The following is a 15,252-nucleotide window of genomic DNA, read 5'->3' as shown; positions in this document are numbered from 1 at the left end:
AATCCATGAGCGACCGGATTTGGCGATGCCGCTGCGGCGCGGTCCAGGCGACGGTCGCCCAGGTGCCGCAAAGCGGTGTGCCCGCCGTCTGCTACTGCACCGATTGCCGCGCCTTCGCCCGCCTGCACGGCGCCGCGGACACTCTCGACCCGGCAGGGGGCGTCGCCCTCTATTCCACCACGTCCGACAGGGTGCGCATCCTGCAAGGGGCCGAGCACCTCGGATGCGAGCGGTTGACCCGTCGCGGGCCGTTGCGCTGGTTCACCACCTGCTGCGACACGCCGCTGGGCAACACCGCACCGTTCCGCGGCGTGCCGTTCTTCAGCCTGATGACCGCGGGCCTGGAGGACGCGCCAAAACCGCGCGTCCGGCTGCATCGCGGATCGGCGACCGGCCGGGTGCCGCGCCCCCATGGCAGCCTTTACGCGCTGGCGCTGGGCGTCGCGCGCCGCGTTCTCGCCTCGCGCCTGTCGGGCCGCTGGCGCGAGACGCCGTTCTTCGACGCGGACGGCCGCCCGGTGTCCAAGCCGGGCCGCCCGGACCAGGATGACCTGCGTCTCGCCTACGGGGCCCGGACATGAGCGGCACCGCGGCGACCCCTTCTGCCCACACCTTCGACCTGCGGCCCGTCGGCTACCTGATCGGGCTTCTCGTCACCTGCCTTGGCGCGACCATGCTGGTGCCCTTCGCCGTCGACCTGGTGGTGGGCAACGGGCAGTGGCCGGTCTTCCTGCAATCCGCCGTGCTGACCATGCTGGTGGGCGGGCTTGCCGCGCTGGCCTGCGCGTCGGGCAACACGGGTCGGCTGGGCCTGCAACAGACCTTCCTGCTGACCACGGGCGTCTGGGTGGCGCTGCCGATCTTCGGCGCGATCCCCTTCGTGCTGGGGCCGCCCGATGCCACGGTGACCGACGCGTTCTTCGAGGCGATGTCGGGCCTGACCACGACGGGCAGCACCGTGTTCTCGGGGCTGGATAGCTTGCCGGCGGGCGTCCTTCTGTGGCGGTCGATGATGCAATGGTTCGGCGGCATCGGCATCGTCGTCGTGGCCATGGTGTTCCTGCCCGAGCTGCGCATCGGCGGCATGCAGATCTTCCGGACCGAGGCCTTCGACACGCTGGGCAAGATCCTGCCCCGCGCCGCCGAGATCGCCAGCCAGATCAGCTGGATCTACGTCATCATCACCTTCGCCTGCTTCCTGACATATATCGCCGTCGGGATGAGCGGCTTCGACGCGATCAACCACGCCCTGACAACCGTCTCGACCGGGGGATTTTCGACCACCGATTCCTCGTTCGGGGCGTTTCAGGGGGCGCCTGAATACGTTGCGTCGGTGTTCATGTTGCTGGCGAGCCTGCCGTTCGTTCGCTACGTCCAGCTGATCGCGGGGCAGGCGCGCCCGATTTTCCGCGACAGCCAGATCCACGCCTACCTGGCCATCATCGCGAGTTTCACGATTGTTCTGGCCGTGTTCCAGATGTGGGTCGACGAATTCGCGGTCGAGCCGTCCCTGCGCGAAGCCGTGTTCAACGTCACCTCGATCATCTCGGGCACAGGCTATGCCTCGGTCAACTACCAGCTCTGGGGTGGCTTCGCGATGGTCGCCTTCTTCGTGCTGGGGCTGATCGGTGGTTGCGCCGGGTCGACCAGCTGTTCGGTGAAGGTCTTCCGCTACCAGATCCTGCTGTCGGCGATCTCGGTCCAGATCCGCCGCATCCACGCGCCCCACGGCGTCTTCGCCCCCCGGTTCGAGGACCGGCGCGTGACGCCCGAGGTGCTGAGCTCGGTCATGGCCTTCTTCGTGCTGTTCATCGTGTCCATGGGCGTGCTGGCCGTCGCGCTGGGGCTGACGGGGCTGGACATGGTCACGTCGCTGTCGGGCGCGGCCACGGCCATCGGCAACGTGGGGCCGGGCCTCGGCCCGATCATCGGGCCCTCGGGGTATTTCGGCCCGCTGAACGACACCGCGAAATGGCTGCTGATCGCCGGGATGCTCGTGGGCCGGCTGGAGCTGATGGCGGTCTACGTGCTGTTCACCAGCGCGTTCTGGAAGATCTGAGACGCGCCTACCCGTAGCGGTCGGACCAGGCCGGCACCGTGTCGCCGGGCGCGGAGCGCGCTTGGTACACTGCCCGCGCGATGGCGCGCGACAAGCACAGCGCGGCGGCGTGCCCGAGCGTCAGCAGGCCCGCGGCGTCCGGCACGTCGCACAGCCCGGTCGCGGCAGCGAAGACCAGGTCCCCGTCGAAGGGCGTGTGCGACGGCAGGATCGCGCGGGCCATGCCGTCATGGGCGACCATGGCCAGCCGCGTGGCCTGCGCCTTGTCGAGCCGCGCATCGGTGGCCACCACGGCGATGGTCGTGTTGGCCCCCTTCACCAGCGAGGGCAGGTCCATCTCGCCGGCAGCAGGGGTCAGGCCACGCGCGCCGAACTCGTCTTCCTGCTCGAAGCCGGCGGCCCAGAACTGGCCGGTGTCGGGGTGCACAACGCTGCCCACCGGGTTCGCCGCGACCAGCGCGCCCACGGTGCTTCCGTCCGGCAGGACCGCCGAGGCCGAGCCGATCCCGCCCTTGATCTTCCCCGCCAGCGCGCCCGTTCCTGCGCCGACGCTGCCCAGTTCCATGTCGGGCCCCGCGCTTTCGACCGCGCGGCGGCCGAGTTCGGGATAGGGGCTCTCGGTCCAGCCGTGATCACCGCCGGCGGCCAGGTCGAACAGGATCGCCGCCGGCACGATGGGCACGCGCACGTCGCCCACGGCGAAGCCGCGCCCGCGTTCACGCAGCGCGGCCATCACGCCGTCCGCCGCCGACAGACCGAAGGCCGAGCCGCCCGACAGGACCAGCGCGTCGACGGCCTGAACCGTGTTCTCGGGCGCAAGGAGGTCGCAGTCCCGCGTGCCCGGGGCGCCGCCCATCACGTGGACCCCCGCGACCATGGGCGCGTCGCCCAATACCACGCTGACGCCGGATTTCAGCGTCTCGTCCCGTGCCTGCCCGACACTCAGGCCAGCCACGTCGGTGATCGCGTTGCGCGGTCCGGGGGCGAAAGGATGCTCCATGGGGCCGATGGTGGCGCCGCGCCGCAGGGCTTGCAAGGCCGGGGTCGCGCGGGCAGTAATCGGGTCACGAGCGCGGGCGATGGCGTCGCCCGCCGATGGCTCCGATCCGTCCTGAACGCCGGGACGCATTTGGTCAGGAGGCATGCGACATGACCGACACCCGACAGGATTTCTATCGCTTCCACAACGGCGGGAAGGCGCCTTTGCCCTTCGTGTCCGAGGAATATGACGCGCGGCTGACGGGGCTGCGTGGCATCATGGCGGCGCGCGGCGTCACGGCGGCGGTGCTGACCTCGATGCACAACATCGCCTACTATTCAGGCTTTCTCTACTGCGCGTTCGGGCGGCCCTACGCCCTGGTGGTGACGGCCACCGACAGCGTGGTGATCGGCGCGGGCATCGACGCGGGCCAGCCGTGGCGGCGCTGTCACGGCGACGCGATCACCTATAGCGACTGGCGGCGCGACAACTTCTGGCGCGCGGTGGCCCATGTCGCGGGGCAGGGCGGCCATGTGGGGATCGAGGGCGATCACCTGACCCTGATGCAGCGCGGCAAGCTGGACGGGTTTCTCAGTCCCGCCCAGGTCACCGATATCGCCCCGGACACCATGGCCCAGCGGATGGTCAAGTCGCCGGCCGAGATTGAGCTGATCCGCGCGGGCGCGGCGGTGGCCGATATCGGCGGCTATGCCATCCGCGACGCGGTGCGCGAGGGCGCGCGCGAAATCGATATCGCCATGGCGGGCCGCGACGCCATGGAGACCGAGATCGCCCGCCGTTTTCCGGAGGCTGAATATCGTGACACCTGGGTCTGGTTCCAGTCGGGCCTGAACACCGACGGCGCGCACAATCCGGTCACCGCGCGCCAGCTGCGCCGTGGCGATATCCTGTCGCTGAACTGCTTTCCCATGATTTCGGGCTACTACACCGCGCTGGAGCGCACGCTTTTCGTGGGCGAGGTCGACGACGCGTCGCTGAAGATATGGGAGGCCAACGTCGCGCTGCACGAATACGGGCTGTCGCTGATCCGGCCCGGTCTCTCCTGCGCCGAGATCGCCCACAAGCTCAACGATTTCCTGGCCGAGCGCGACCTGCTGCAATACCGCACCTTCGGCTACGGCCATTCGTTCGGGGTGTTGTCGCATTACTACGGCCGCGAAGCGGGGCTTGAGCTGCGCGAGGATATCGACACCGTGCTGGCCCCCGGGATGGTGGTCAGCATGGAGCCCATGCTGACCTTGCCCGAGGGTGCGCCGGGTGCGGGCGGCTACCGCGAGCACGATATCCTCGTGGTGGGGGACGACGGTGCTGAAAACATCACCGGCTACCCCTATGGCCCGGGGTTCAACGTGGTGGGCTGACGCCCGGCGGCGTGACGGGCGGAACAGGGGCTGTTAGGGTCGGCAGGACGTTTCATGACGGGGACGACCTTGCCTGCCCGAGTTTTCAGCCCCCAAGGGGCCCGCCCGTGACGCTGCATCTCGTCCTGCCCGCCATCCTGATCGCGGCGCTGGGCTGGGCCGTGCCGCGCGTGCTGGCGCGGTTCTTTCCCGAGGGTGTGAAGCCGCTCCTGCTGCTGGCGGCCGTCGCCGTCCTGCTGATGTGGCTGATCGCCGCCGCCGGCTTCGCGGTGCTTTACGCGCTGACCCCGCCGACACTGCCCGAGGGCCTTGCCGCAGTTTTTTATTGCCTGCGCCTCGGCCTGATCTCGGCGCTGATCTGGTTGCCGGTGCTGGTGCTCAGCGTTGCGGGGTTGCCCCGCCGCTGGACCAAGGCCACATGGTAGCCGGACAAGGGGGACGATCATGCGCTACGTGAAATGGACGTTGATCCTGGGCTGGCTGCTCGCGGTATTCGCCGTGCTGCACTACACCCTGCCGCAGCGCGACATCGTGCGGATCGTCAATACCGAGATCCGGCGCATGGATTTCGGCACCAACTCGATCTTCTGGGCGGGCGGCGACACCGGCAGCGGCGAGGCGGGCGTGAACCGCGACATCCGCTTCATCGAGGCCGTGAACCCCGACGGCAGCCCGCAGGTCTATCGCAACGAGGATACCGGCTGGGGCTGGCCGCCGTATTTCAAGCTGGACAGCTCGGACCTTCAGGCGCAGGCGGCGGACCTGATCTCGACCCGCGATGCGCCGGTCTGGGTGGCGGTGACCCACTACGGCTGGCGGTCGCAGCTGCTGACGACCTTCCCCAACGCGGTGAAGGTGCGGCAGGTGAGTGGGCCGGATGCCAGCTTCGTGCCGTGGTTCAACATCGTGTTCCTGGTCGTGCTGGCGCTGATCGTCGCGATCCTATGGCGCACATGGCTGAATTTCCGCCGTCGCCGGATCGACCCGCTGGTCGAGGACGCGTCCGAGACCTGGGACCAGGTCGAACTGCGCGCCGCCGACAAGCGCCGGATCTGGCGCCGCTGGGTGGATCGCTGGACCGGCAGGGACAAGGGCTGAGCGCGGGGCGTCTCGTGCGGCGTCGGATCAGGCCCAAGTGCCGGAGACCGCGTCGCGGATCGCCTTGATGTTCTTCGCATAGGGTTCGGGATCGTCCACCGACCCGCCCCGGAACACGGCCGAGCCCGCCACCAGCACGTCGGCCCCGGCCTGCACGACCTTCGGCGCGGTCTTCGGGTCGATCCCGCCGTCGATCTCGATATGCAGGGGGCGGTCACCGGCCATGGCGCGCAGCTCGGCGATCTTGCCGGTCATGTCCAGGAAGCTCTGCCCGCCGAAGCCGGGGTTCACGGTCATCACGCAGACGAGGTCCACGAGGTCGAGCACGTGGGCCACGGCGCTGGCCGGCGTTCCGGGGTTCAGCGCCACGCCCGGCCGCATGCCGGCCGCGCGGATGGCCTGGAGCGTGCGGTGGATATGCGGTCCGGCTTCCACGTGGGCGGTCAGGATGTCGGCGCCCGCGTCGGCGAAGGCGTCGATATAGGGGTCGACCGGCGCGATCATCAGGTGCACGTCCATCACCCCCTTGATATGCGGGCGGATCGCTTTTGCCATGGCCGGGCCGAAGGTCAGGTTCGGCACAAAATGCCCGTCCATCACGTCCACGTGGATCCAGTCGGCGCCCGCCTGCTCGACCGCGCGGCATTCGGCGCCGAAATTGGCGAAATCGGCGGCGAGGATCGACGGAGCGATGAGGGTCTGGGACATGGCGGCCTTCCTTCGATGGGCGCGCGCCGCACCGGGCGCGTTCGGTGCCGCCTGCATAGCGCCAAGCGCCCGCCGCCGGTAGCCCACCGTGGGGGAAAGCTTGCGGGGTGGGGGGACATTTGGCACAAGGGCCGCCTGAAAGGATTGATCATGTCCGACCCTGCCATCCAGCTGAATGCCCATGCCCACGCGCGCAACCCGGGATTGCCCTTCGATCTCGACCGGGTGCGCGCCGTGCAGGCCAACACCTCGGCGATCGAGCGTCGCGCGGCGTCGCTGCCCGGACGCCGGTCGGTCAAGAAGGACTGGCAGGCGGCGTGGCTGCTGCGCGCGATCACCTGCATCGACCTGACGACGCTGGCCGGTGACGACACCGCGGGCCGGGTGCGCCGCCTTTGCGCCAAGGCGCGCCAGCCGGTGCGCGCGGACCTGCTCGAGGCGTTGGGCATGGGGCCGATCACCGTGGGCGCCGTCTGTGTTTATCACGACATGATCGAACCGGCGATCGAGGCCCTTCAGGGCAGCGGGATCCCCGTCGCGGCCGTCTCCACCGGTTTTCCGGCGGGCCTGTCGCCGCTGGACCTGCGCATCGCCGAGATCGAGCGCAGCGTGCAGGCCGGCGCGTCCGAGATCGACATCGTCATCTCGCGCCGCCACGTGCTGACCGGGAACTGGCAGGCGCTTTACGATGAAATGCGCGCCTTCCGTGCGGCCTGTGGACCGGCACACGTCAAGGCGATCCTCGCCACGGGCGAGCTGGGGTCGCTGCGCAACGTCGCCCGCGCGTCGCACGTTTGCATGATGGCGGGGGCCGATTTCATCAAGACATCGACCGGCAAGGAGTCGGTGAACGCGACCCTGCCGGTGAGCCTGGTGATGGTCCGCGCGATCCGCGAATACCAGCGACAGACCGGCGTGAAGGTCGGCTACAAGCCCGCGGGCGGGATCTCGAAGGCGAAGGACGCGCTGACCTATCTCGCTCTGATGAAGGACGAACTGGGCGACGACTGGCTGCGGAACGATCTTTTCCGCTTCGGCGCCTCGTCGCTTCTGGGCGATATCGAGCGGCAGCTCGAACACCATGTCACCGGGCGCTATTCGGCCGGGCACCGTCACGCGCTGTCGTAGGCGGCGCTTTCAAGGTATTTTCGGAAAGGTGAAGCCATGACCGTGGCCGAGATCTTCGAGACGATGGACTACGGCCCCGCGCCGGAAAGCAGCGCCGAGGCGATGGCGTGGATCGACGGCCATGACGGCCGGTTCGGCCTGTTCGTCGACGGCACCTTCACCGAACCGGGCAGCAGCTTCGACACGCGCAACCCGGCGACCGGCAAGACGCTGGCGCAGGTCACGCAGGCCACGCCCGAGGACGTCACGGCGGCGGTGGCGGCGGCCCGCAAGGCCCAGCCCGGCTGGGAGAAGCTGGGCGGACCGGGCCGGGCGCGCATCCTCTACGCGCTGGCGCGGATCATCCAGAAACAGTCGCGGCTGTTCGCGGTTCTCGAAACCCTCGACAGCGGCAAGCCGATCCGCGAGGCGCGCGACATCGACGTGTCGCTGGTGGCGCGGCATTTCTATTACCACGCCGGCATGGCGCAGATCATGGAAGACGAGCTGCCGGGCGCGCGGGCGCTGGGCGTCTGCGGCCAGGTGATCCCGTGGAACTTCCCCCTGCTGATGCTGGCTTGGAAAGTCGCGCCGGCGCTGGCCATGGGCAACACCGTCGTGCTGAAGCCCGCCGAGTGGACGCCGCTGACGGCGCTGGCCTTCGCCGATCTCGCGCGCGAGGCCGGGCTGCCCAAGGGCGTTCTGAACATCGTGACCGGCGACGGCGCGGTGGGCGAGGCCGTGGTGGGTGCCGACGTGGACAAGGTCGCCTTCACCGGCTCGACCGAGGTGGGCAAGGCCATTCGCCGCGCCACCGCCGGCAGCGGCAAGGCGCTGACGCTGGAACTAGGCGGCAAGTCGCCCTTCATCGTGTTCGACGACGCCGATCTCGACTCGGCGGTCGAGGGCATCGTCGACGCCATCTGGTTCAACGGTGGGCAAGTCTGCTGCGCCGGATCGCGGCTGATCGTGCAGGAAGGCATCGCCGAGGATTTCCACGACCGCTTGCGCACCCGGATGGCCAAGCTGCGCGTGGGTGATCCGCTGGACAAGTGCATCGACATGGGCGCCATCGTCGACCCGGTGCAGCGCGACCGCATCGCGGCCATGGTCGACGGGACGACGGGCCAGGTTCATCGCGGTGACGCGCCCGAGGGCTGTTTCTATCCGCCGACGCTGATCACCGGGCTCGATCCTGCCGATCCGCTGATGCAGGACGAGATCTTCGGCCCGGTGCTGGTCGGCACCACCTTTCGCACCCCGGCCGAGGCGGTGAGCCTTGCCAACAACACGCGCTATGGCCTGGCGGCGACGGTCTGGACCGAGAACGTGAACCTGGCGCTCGACATCGCGCCCAAGCTCGCCTCGGGCATCGTCTGGGTGAACGGCACCAACATGATGGACGCGGCGGCCGGTTTCGGCGGTGTGCGTGAAAGCGGCTTTGGCCGCGAAGGCGGCTGGGAAGGGCTGCGCGCCTACGTGAAGGGCCCCGAGGGCAAGGCGCTGAAACCGGTCGCGCCGGTGGCCGCGCCGAAGGAGGCGAAGGTCACGGGGCTGGACCGGACGGCGAAGCTTTATGTCGGCGGCAAGCAGGCGCGGCCCGATGGCGGCTACTCGCGCGCCGTGTGGTCGCCCAAGGGCGCGCTTCTGGGGCATGTGGGCCTTGCCAACCGCAAGGACCTGCGCAACGCGGTCGAAGCGGCCCGCGGGGCGGGGGCGTGGTCGAAGACCACGGGGCATCAACGCGCGCAGATCCTGTATTACATAGGCGAGAACCTGTCGGCCCGCGCGGGGGAATTTGCCGCCCGGATCAGCGACATGACCGGGGCCACCGCCAAGCAGGCCGAGACCGAGGTTGCGGCCAGCGTCGGCCGGCTGTTCACCTGGGCGGCCTGGGCCGACAAGTACGACGGCCGCGCCAAGGGCGTGCCGATCCGCGGCGTCGCGCTGGCCATGAACGAGCCGGTGGGCGTCATCGGTCAGTTCGCCCCGGACGAGATGCCGCTTCTGGGCCTAGTCTCGGTCATCGCGCCGGCCATGGCCATGGGCAACCGCACGGTGACCGTCGCCTCGACCGCCTTTCCGCTGGCGGCCACGGATTTCTACCAGGTGCTGGAGACGTCCGACGTGCCCGGCGGGGTGGTGAACATCCTGACCGGCGACGCGAACGAGCTGGCCGCGCAGATGGGCGGGCACATGGATGTCGACTCCGTCTGGTCGTTCTCGTCGTCGGATATCTCGGCCACGATAGAGGCCGAGTCGGCGCACAACCTGAAACGCACCTGGGTCAACAATGGCCGGGCGCGGGACTGGTCGGTGACCGATGCGCACACCTTCCTCGCGCAGGCGACCGAGGTGAAGACGGTCTGGATCCCCTACGGCGAGGGCTGACCCGGGTCGCCTTCGACTTTTCGGGGATCAGAAGCGTTTGATGGTCACGCCGTCGGATTCGAGCCGCGCGCGCAGGGTGCGGGCGGCGGCGACCGCCGACGGCTCGTCCCCGTGCAGGCAGATCGTGTCGATCCGCGCCTCGATCTCACGGCCCGAGGCGGCGATGATGGCGCCTTGGCGCACCATGGCGCTGATCCGCTCGGCCGCCTCGTCGGCATCGGTGATCATCGCGCCGGGCGTGCCGCGCTGGATCAGCGTGCCGTCGTCGTTGTAGCCGCGATCGGCGAAGATCTCGCAGGCCATGTTGGCGCCAAGGGCCTCGGCCGCCTCCTGCATGGGGGTCGCGGCCAGCACCATGATGATGAGATCCGGGTCCACCTGCAGCGCCGCGTCATAGGCGCGCCGCGCCAGTTCGCCGTCCACCATGGCCATGTTCGACAAGGCGCCGTGCAGCTTGAGGTGTCGCACCGCGCCGCCGGCGGCCTTCGCCATCGCCTGCGCGGCGCCCAGCTGGTACTGCACCAGGTGGGCGACCTCGTCGGGGCGCATGGTCATCTTGCGCCGCCCGAAGCCCTGGAGGTCGGGAAAGCCCGGATGCGCGCCGATGCCCACGTCGTTCTTCACCGCCCGCGCCATGGTCGCCGCCATCACGTCCGGATCACCCGCGTGGAACCCGCAGGCAATGTTGGCCGAGCTGATGATGTCCAGAAGCGCTGTATCGTCGCCCATCTTCCAAGGGCCGAAGCTTTCGCCCATGTCGGCGTTCAGATCGACGGTGGTCATTGCGTGTCTCCTGTCTCGGGGCGGCCGGCGGTGACGCCGGAGATGAGTTGATAGCTCAGCAGGTCGCGCATCTTGGCCGGATCGCGCACCAGCGGGCGCACCGCCTTCTTCAGCGCGGTCAGCTGCGCGTCTTCGGACTGGTGGGCGGCGAGCGCGGCGTCGCGGTCGACGAAGGCAAAGCGCAGCTTCGCGCCCGGCGCGGCCTGCGCGGCCTTCGGCAGGTCCACGGGCAGGACGCTGCCGATGCGGGGATAGCCGCCGGTGGTCTGGCACTCGGGCAGCAAAATGTAGGGCGTGCCTTCACCTGTCATCTGGATGTCGCCCGGGACGATGACCTCGGACACGAGACCCAGCTGGTCGCGGGTGGCGAAGGGCGCGCCGTCGTGGTTCAGGCGCACGCCCTGCCGGTTGCCGCGCTGGTCCCGGGTGAAGGTCGTCTCGGTGAACCGCTCCAGGTCCTCGCGCGCGAACAGCGCCGTGTGGGTCGATGGCAGGATGCGGATGTCGCCGCCCTTGAACCGGTCCGAAACCTCGAGGATCTGCTCGACCGGGCCGCCCTTGTCCTTGCCCATTGGCAGTTCTGTGCCGGTCTCCAGCTTCGGTCCCAACCCGAGGGCAAGGTGGGCCGCGCGGCTGCCGAGGATCGGCGCCGTGTCGATACCGCCGCCGACGCTCAGGTAGGACCACACACCCGAGGTCGCGGGGCCGAGCGCAAGGGTCTGTCCCGGCTTCACCAGGTGCGATGCCGACCAGCGCAGCGGCTCGCCGTCAAGGCTGGCGCGCATGGGCGCACCGGTCAGCGCGATGCGCGTCGGGGCGTCGACGGTGAAGCTTCCGCCCATGGCCGACAGCTCCAGCGCGGCGAGATCGGGCGACTGCTCCAGCAGCGCGGCGCCCTCGAGCAAGGCGAGCCGGTCGGCCGCGCCGCCGCGCGACAGGCCCTGGCTCAGCCAGCCGCGGCGGCCGAGATCCTGCACCGACGCGCCGGGTCCGATCTTCTGCACCGTAAGCGTGCTCATCGGATCGCCTCGTGCGTGGCGCCCGCCAGCGGTTCTTGGGCCAAGCGCTCCAGTTCGTCGGCGGAGACGGCCCGCAGCTGCACCTCGTCGCCGGGCGCGAAGGCGATGGGGCGGTCGGGATCGTCGGGCCGGAACGCCTTGAAGCGCGTCATGCCCACCTGCCGCCAGCCCGTGGGACCCGAAGTGGCGAAGATGATGAGCTGGCGCACGGCGGTGACCACGGCGCCTTCCTTGACCGTCGGGGTCAGGTCCTTCTGGCGGGCCAGATCCCAATGGTCGTCCATCTGCCCGAGATAGGCCTGGCCTGGCGCGTATCCCAGCGCCAGCGCGCGCAGGGGCCGGGCGCAGATCTCGCGCACCGCGGCCTCGACGCTCAGACCGGCAAGCTCGGCCGCGTCGGCCAGCTGCGGGGCGTGGTCCCCCTCGAAGCTGGCCGGGACGGTCCAGAGCGTACGGTTCGCCGGCAGATCCGCGGCCAGCCAGTCACGATCCGCAAGGATTTCGCGCAGCCGCGCCTGCAAATCCGCCGGCGGCAAGGTCGCGGGGTCGAACGAGACATAGGCCGAGCACAGTGACGTTGCCGTTTCGCGCAGGCCGGGCCACCCTTCGGCATCGATCCGGTCCCGGAAGGCGAGTGCCGCGCGATTCGCGGCGTCGTCCATCCGGTCGGAAAAGGTGATGAGCATCCCGTCCAGCCCCAGGGGCGTCAGGCGGGGCGGGTCGGGGCGGTCGAAAAGGGTATCCGGCAGGCTCATTTCCCTGGCGCCTCGTGTTACCTCAATCGAAACATTGACGATATGATGATAAAGTGTCAACGTTCCGCCAATAAAAACCGACACCAACAGGAGAGAGACACATGACCAAGCTTCACCACAGCCTTTTCGCCGCCGGCCTTGCCGTGGCCGCGACGCCCGTGCTGGGCGACACGTGGGATTTCCCCACGCCCTACGGCGACGGCATCTTCCACACCGCCAACATCCAGCAATTCGCCGAAGAGGTGGAGGCCGCGACCGATGGCGGGCTTGATTTCACCATCCACTCGGCCGGCTCGCTGTTCCCCCACGCCGAGATCAAGGGCGCGGTACGGTCGATGCAGGTGCCGATCGGTGAGTTCTTCCTGTCGCGCCTGTCGAACGAGGACGCGGCCTACGGGCTCGACTCGCAGCCCTTCGTCGCCACCTCCTACGAGGATGCGCGCAAGCTGTGGGAGGCGCAGGAGCCCGTCATCACCGAACTGCTGGCCGCCGAGGGGCTGATGCCGCTGTTCTCGGTCCCGTGGCCCGCGCAGGGTCTTTATACCACCGGCGAGATCGAGACGGTGGACGACCTGAACGGTCTGCGTTTCCGCGCCTACAACGCCCAGCTCGAGGAATTCGCCGCGCTGGCCGGCGCCGCCCCCGTGCAGGTCGAGGCGCCGGATATCCCGCAGGCCTTCAGCACCGGCCAGGTCGAAGCGATGATCACCTCGCCCTCGACCGGCGCAAACTCGAAGGCGTGGGACTTCCTCAGCCACTACTCGCCCATCAACGCCTGGGTGCCGAAGAACCTCGTCGTGGTGAACCAGCGCGCCTTCGACCGCCTGCCCGAAGATCAGCAGCAGGCCATCATGGACGCCGCCGAAGCCGCCGAGCAGCGCGGTTGGGAGATGTCCATGGCCGAGGCCGAGGAGAAGACGCAGGAACTGGCCGATAACGGCATCACCGTCTACGAGCCGTCGGAAGAACTGGTCGCCGGCCTCCAGGCCATCGGGCAGGACATGCTCGAGACCTGGGACGAGAACGCCAGCGACGAGGCGAAGGAAATCCTCGACGCCTACCGGAACTGATACCACGGTTCGCACCGCCCCCGGCCTGATCGCCGGGGGCTTTTTTCTATCCAAGGGGGCAGGGGATGCGACGGTTTCTTGATACGCTTTACTGGGGCGCCGGCTGGCTGGCCGCGCTGTCCATTCTCGGGATCTGCGCCGTGGTGACCCTTCAGGTGGCGCTGAACGTGATCTCGCGGCTGGGCGGCACGGGCGTGAACTTCACCATTCCCTCTTACGCCGATTTCGCCGGCTTCGCGCTGGCGGCGGCGACGTTCCTTGCCGCGGCCTCGACCCTGCGCCACGGCGTCCATATCCGGGTGAACCTGCTGGTGCAGCGGTTTCCGCCGCGGCTGACCTGGCTGTCCGAGGTCGCCGTCCTGGCGGTGGGGGCGGGCATGATCGCCATCGCCACCTACTGGACCGCCATGCTGGTGGGCGAAAGCTGGCACTACGGTGACCAGTCCACGGGCATCATCGCCGTGCCGCTTTGGATCCCGCAGATCCCAATGGTGGTGGGGCTGGGTCTTCTATGCGTGGCGCTGGTCGATACGTTGGTCGAGGCCATCCGCACGGGCCGCCCCGTCCTGATCGACGAGGGGGATGCGTGATGAGCGATCCCGCCACGTTTGCCGTCCTGTTCGGGCTGCTGATCGCGCTGCTGGCCATGGGGCTGTGGGTCGCGCTGTCGCTCATGGTCATGGCCTTCGTCGCCATGGCTTTCTTCACCAACGCGCCCGAGGGCCTGGTGCTGGCCACCACGTTGTGGGGGCATTCGCACAGCTGGCCGCTGGCGGCGCTGCCGCTGTTCATCCTGATGGGGGAGATCCTCCTGCGATCGAGGCTGTCCGAGGACATGTTCAGCGGGCTCGCACCGTGGCTCGGCCGGGCGCCGGGGCGGCTGCTGCACGTCAACATCCTGGGCTGCGCGATCTTCGCCGCCGTCTCGGGCTCGTCCGCCGCCACCGCCGCCACCATCGGCAAGATGAGCGTGCCCGAGCTGAAATCGCGCGGTTATCCCGAAAGCTTGATCCTGGGCACGCTGGCCGGATCGGCGACGCTGGGCCTGCTGATCCCGCCATCGATCATCCTGATCGTCTACGGCGTCGCGACCGAGCAGAGCATCGCGCGGCTGTTCGTGGCCGGTATCCTTCCGGGCCTGCTGCTGGTGGGGCTGTTCGCGGGCTACGTCGCCGTGCGCGCGCTGATGAACCGCGATCTCATCCCGGTCGAGGCGGGTGACTTTTCGCTGATGGAGAAGCTCAAAGCCTCGCGCCGGTTGGTGCCGGTGGTGTTGCTGATCGCGGGGGTGATCGGCTCGATCTACACCGGGATCGCGTCGCCCACGGACGCCGCGGCGGTGGGGGTGTTCCTGTCGCTGATCCTCGCGTCCATGTCGTCGTCCTTCGGCTGGGCCGAGTTCAAGGCGGCGCTGATGGGGGCGACGCGAACCTCGTGCATGATCGCCTTCATCCTGCTGGGCGCCGCGTTCCTGTCCATCGCCATGGGCTTCACCGGGATCCCGCGCAACCTGGCGGCCTGGATCGGATCGTTCGAGCTTCCGACCTACGCGCTGCTGGCGGCGCTGACGGTGTTCTTCATCGTCCTGGGCTGTTTCCTCGACGGCATTTCCATCGTGGTGCTGACCACGTCGATCATCCTGCCCATGGTCGAGGCGGCGGGGATCGACCGGCTGTGGTTTGGCATCTACCTGGTGCTGGTGGTCGAGATGAGCCAGATCACGCCGCCGGTGGGGTTCAACCTGTTCGTCATCCAGGGGCTGACGGGGATCAACATCCTGCGCGTGGCGAAGGCGGCCTTGCCGTTCTTCCTGCTGCTGCTGCTGGGTGCCGCGCTGATCACCCTGTTCCCGGGCATCGTCACCGTGCTGCCCAACGCCATGGGCAACTGACGGCGCCGGG

The 15,252-nt window shown here is 68.8% G+C and carries 15 protein-coding genes; 10 read left to right on the top strand and 5 right to left on the bottom strand.

Translation table 11 applies throughout. From position 1 onward, the window contains the following. The first annotated feature begins 5 nt into the window (after nucleotides 1-5). Together BMX96_RS17115 and BMX96_RS17110 are read left to right on the top strand one after the other, a co-directional pair. Nucleotides 6-581 (top strand): DUF6151 family protein, encoded by a 576-nt coding sequence (locus BMX96_RS17115; RefSeq protein WP_091846590.1) that lies wholly within the window; start codon nucleotides 6-8, stop codon nucleotides 579-581. Next, nucleotides 578-2,059 carry a TrkH family potassium uptake protein gene (locus BMX96_RS17110; RefSeq protein WP_091846589.1) on the top strand — a complete coding sequence of 494 codons (1,482 nt, stop codon included), beginning with the start codon at nucleotides 578-580 and terminating at the stop codon, nucleotides 2,057-2,059. Before BMX96_RS17115 ends, BMX96_RS17110 begins: the two co-directional genes overlap by 4 nt. Before the next feature lie 7 nt (nucleotides 2,060-2,066). On the opposite strand, the gene BMX96_RS17105 is transcribed toward BMX96_RS17110, so the two are convergent. Next, nucleotides 2,067-3,059, bottom strand: coding sequence for a P1 family peptidase (locus BMX96_RS17105; protein WP_091846588.1), 993 nt, complete (start codon nucleotides 3,057-3,059; stop codon nucleotides 2,067-2,069). Nucleotides 3,060-3,208: 149 nt separating this feature from the next. On the opposite strand from BMX96_RS17105, the gene BMX96_RS17100 reads away from it, so the two are divergent. From BMX96_RS17100 to BMX96_RS17090, 3 genes are all read left to right on the top strand, one after another. After that, nucleotides 3,209-4,420, top strand: coding sequence for an aminopeptidase P family protein (locus BMX96_RS17100; RefSeq protein ID WP_091846587.1), 1,212 nt, complete (start codon nucleotides 3,209-3,211; stop codon nucleotides 4,418-4,420). A 107-nt stretch (nucleotides 4,421-4,527) separates the two neighbouring features. After that, nucleotides 4,528-4,845 (top strand): hypothetical protein, encoded by a 318-nt coding sequence (locus tag BMX96_RS17095; RefSeq protein WP_091846586.1) that lies wholly within the window; start codon nucleotides 4,528-4,530, stop codon nucleotides 4,843-4,845. Between the two features lie 19 nt (nucleotides 4,846-4,864). After that, nucleotides 4,865-5,518, top strand: a complete 654-nt coding sequence (locus BMX96_RS17090) for a DUF1523 family protein (RefSeq protein ID WP_073129913.1) — start codon at nucleotides 4,865-4,867, stop codon at nucleotides 5,516-5,518. A gap of 27 nt (nucleotides 5,519-5,545) precedes the next feature. Here BMX96_RS17090 and rpe read toward each other — a convergent pair whose 3' ends face one another. Next, nucleotides 5,546-6,226: a ribulose-phosphate 3-epimerase gene (gene rpe, locus BMX96_RS17085; protein ID WP_073129918.1), complete on the bottom strand. Its 681-nt coding sequence runs from the start codon at nucleotides 6,224-6,226 to the stop codon at nucleotides 5,546-5,548. A gap of 150 nt (nucleotides 6,227-6,376) precedes the next feature. On the opposite strand from rpe, the gene deoC reads away from it, so the two are divergent. Together deoC and BMX96_RS17075 are read left to right on the top strand one after the other, a co-directional pair. Beyond that, entirely contained in the window at nucleotides 6,377-7,354 is a 978-nt protein-coding gene (gene deoC, locus BMX96_RS17080; protein ID WP_073129922.1) for a deoxyribose-phosphate aldolase, read from the top strand. 36 nt (nucleotides 7,355-7,390) lie between these two features. Further along, the gene (locus BMX96_RS17075; protein WP_091846585.1) at nucleotides 7,391-9,724 is read left to right on the top strand and encodes an aldehyde dehydrogenase family protein; all 2,334 of its coding nucleotides are present in this window, start codon (nucleotides 7,391-7,393) and stop codon (nucleotides 9,722-9,724) included. A gap of 27 nt (nucleotides 9,725-9,751) precedes the next feature. On the opposite strand, the gene BMX96_RS17070 is transcribed toward BMX96_RS17075, so the two are convergent. The 3 genes from BMX96_RS17070 to BMX96_RS17060 are packed head-to-tail and all read right to left on the bottom strand — an operon-like array spanning nucleotide 9,752 to nucleotide 12,281. Further along, the gene (locus BMX96_RS17070) at nucleotides 9,752-10,507 is read right to left on the bottom strand and encodes a LamB/YcsF family protein (RefSeq protein ID WP_091846584.1); all 756 of its coding nucleotides are present in this window, start codon (nucleotides 10,505-10,507) and stop codon (nucleotides 9,752-9,754) included. After that, nucleotides 10,504-11,526 (bottom strand): 5-oxoprolinase subunit C family protein, encoded by a 1,023-nt coding sequence (locus BMX96_RS17065; protein ID WP_091846583.1) that lies wholly within the window; start codon nucleotides 11,524-11,526, stop codon nucleotides 10,504-10,506. The genes BMX96_RS17070 and BMX96_RS17065 overlap by 4 nt, the downstream gene beginning before the upstream one ends. Continuing rightward, nucleotides 11,523-12,281 carry a 5-oxoprolinase subunit B family protein gene (locus BMX96_RS17060; protein ID WP_091846582.1) on the bottom strand — a complete coding sequence of 253 codons (759 nt, stop codon included), beginning with the start codon at nucleotides 12,279-12,281 and terminating at the stop codon, nucleotides 11,523-11,525. Before BMX96_RS17060 ends, BMX96_RS17065 begins: the two co-directional genes overlap by 4 nt. A 101-nt stretch (nucleotides 12,282-12,382) precedes the next feature. Here BMX96_RS17060 and BMX96_RS17055 point away from each other — a divergent pair, with 101 nt between their 5' ends. From BMX96_RS17055 to BMX96_RS17045, 3 genes are all read left to right on the top strand, one after another. Beyond that, on the top strand, nucleotides 12,383-13,351 hold the full coding sequence (locus BMX96_RS17055; RefSeq protein ID WP_091846581.1) for a TRAP transporter substrate-binding protein: 969 nt from the start codon (nucleotides 12,383-12,385) through the stop codon (nucleotides 13,349-13,351). 65 nt (nucleotides 13,352-13,416) lie between these two features. Next, entirely contained in the window at nucleotides 13,417-13,941 is a 525-nt protein-coding gene (locus tag BMX96_RS17050) for a TRAP transporter small permease (RefSeq protein ID WP_091846580.1), read from the top strand. Further along, on the top strand, nucleotides 13,941-15,242 hold the full coding sequence (locus tag BMX96_RS17045; protein WP_091846579.1) for a TRAP transporter large permease: 1,302 nt from the start codon (nucleotides 13,941-13,943) through the stop codon (nucleotides 15,240-15,242). The genes BMX96_RS17050 and BMX96_RS17045 overlap by 1 nt, the downstream gene beginning before the upstream one ends. Nucleotides 15,243-15,252: the final 10 nt, after the last annotated feature.

The organism is Palleronia pelagia (assembly GCF_900110115.1).
Taxonomy (GTDB): Bacteria; Pseudomonadota; Alphaproteobacteria; order Rhodobacterales; family Rhodobacteraceae; genus Palleronia; species Palleronia pelagia.
Note: the sequence above shows the minus strand (reverse complement) of the source record. Positions and strands in the feature narration are given on the sequence as shown.

Excerpts from the sequence above, each read along its gene's own strand:
- BMX96_RS17060 (WP_091846582.1), bottom strand. The coding sequence starts at position 12,281 with ATGAGCCTGCCGGATACCCTTTTCGACCGCCCCGACCCGCCCCGCCTG.
- BMX96_RS17110 (WP_091846589.1), top strand. The coding sequence starts at position 578 with ATGAGCGGCACCGCGGCGACCCCTTCTGCCCACACCTTCGACCTGCGG.
- BMX96_RS17090 (WP_073129913.1), top strand. The coding sequence starts at position 4,865 with ATGCGCTACGTGAAATGGACGTTGATCCTGGGCTGGCTGCTCGCGGTA.
- BMX96_RS17115 (WP_091846590.1), top strand. The coding sequence starts at position 6 with ATGAGCGACCGGATTTGGCGATGCCGCTGCGGCGCGGTCCAGGCGACG.
- BMX96_RS17100 (WP_091846587.1), top strand. The coding sequence starts at position 3,209 with ATGACCGACACCCGACAGGATTTCTATCGCTTCCACAACGGCGGGAAG.
- BMX96_RS17105 (WP_091846588.1), bottom strand. The coding sequence starts at position 3,059 with ATGGAGCATCCTTTCGCCCCCGGACCGCGCAACGCGATCACCGACGTG.
- rpe (WP_073129918.1), bottom strand. The coding sequence starts at position 6,226 with ATGTCCCAGACCCTCATCGCTCCGTCGATCCTCGCCGCCGATTTCGCC.
- BMX96_RS17050 (WP_091846580.1), top strand. The coding sequence starts at position 13,417 with ATGCGACGGTTTCTTGATACGCTTTACTGGGGCGCCGGCTGGCTGGCC.
- BMX96_RS17045 (WP_091846579.1), top strand. The coding sequence starts at position 13,941 with ATGAGCGATCCCGCCACGTTTGCCGTCCTGTTCGGGCTGCTGATCGCG.
- BMX96_RS17065 (WP_091846583.1), bottom strand. The coding sequence starts at position 11,526 with ATGAGCACGCTTACGGTGCAGAAGATCGGACCCGGCGCGTCGGTGCAG.
- BMX96_RS17055 (WP_091846581.1), top strand. The coding sequence starts at position 12,383 with ATGACCAAGCTTCACCACAGCCTTTTCGCCGCCGGCCTTGCCGTGGCC.
- BMX96_RS17070 (WP_091846584.1), bottom strand. The coding sequence starts at position 10,507 with ATGACCACCGTCGATCTGAACGCCGACATGGGCGAAAGCTTCGGCCCT.
- deoC (WP_073129922.1), top strand. The coding sequence starts at position 6,377 with ATGTCCGACCCTGCCATCCAGCTGAATGCCCATGCCCACGCGCGCAAC.
- BMX96_RS17075 (WP_091846585.1), top strand. The coding sequence starts at position 7,391 with ATGACCGTGGCCGAGATCTTCGAGACGATGGACTACGGCCCCGCGCCG.